General features: G+C 73.6%; 1 pseudogene. It reads left to right on the top strand.

The features are described 5' to 3' along the window. Positions 1 to 446: pseudogene (locus tag GT042_RS37875) on the top strand (hypothetical protein); the annotation flags it as partial. Positions 447 to 515 lie beyond the last annotated feature (69 nt).

The raw sequence follows: 515 nt of genomic DNA, 5'->3' as shown, positions 1-515 counted from the left end.
CGCGCGACCTGCTCGCGGCGGCCCGCGGCACGGACCCGGGGGCGCCGCTGCGCCGCCTCCACTGCCAGCAGGCGCTCTCCCTGGTCGGCGCGGAGGCGGAGCCCGCGGTGCGGGAGGTCCTGGACTCCCCGGAACTGGGCGGCCTCGCCCGCGTGTGGCTCGCGGAGCTGGGGGCGGGGGAGGTGCCGGCGCCGCCGGAGTCGATGATCTTCTGGCTCGCCATCGACACGATTGCCGCGCAGCTGTCGGCGGACGGCGAACCCGAGGAGCTCCAGGAGCTGGTGGAGGGGCTGGTGGGGCAGCACAGCGGGTTCTTCGAGGCGGCGTGGCGGGTGGATCATCCGGCGACGGCGGATGTCTTGGAGGCGATGGGGCGGCTGCATCGGGACCGGGGGGTGTCGAAGGAGGCGCGCAAAGCCGCGTTTCGCGCTCGGTCGCGCGTTTGATCGTTGTCTTTGGCCTCATGCCCGGTGCTCGGGCGCGGGTTACTGATGTCCTCAATCGCCGGACGGGCT

Origin of the sequence: Streptomyces sp. SID3212 (assembly GCF_009865405.1) — a bacterium.
Lineage (GTDB): Bacteria > Actinomycetota > Actinomycetes > Streptomycetales > Streptomycetaceae > Streptomyces.
This window is presented reverse-complemented; position numbering and strand designations above follow the sequence as displayed.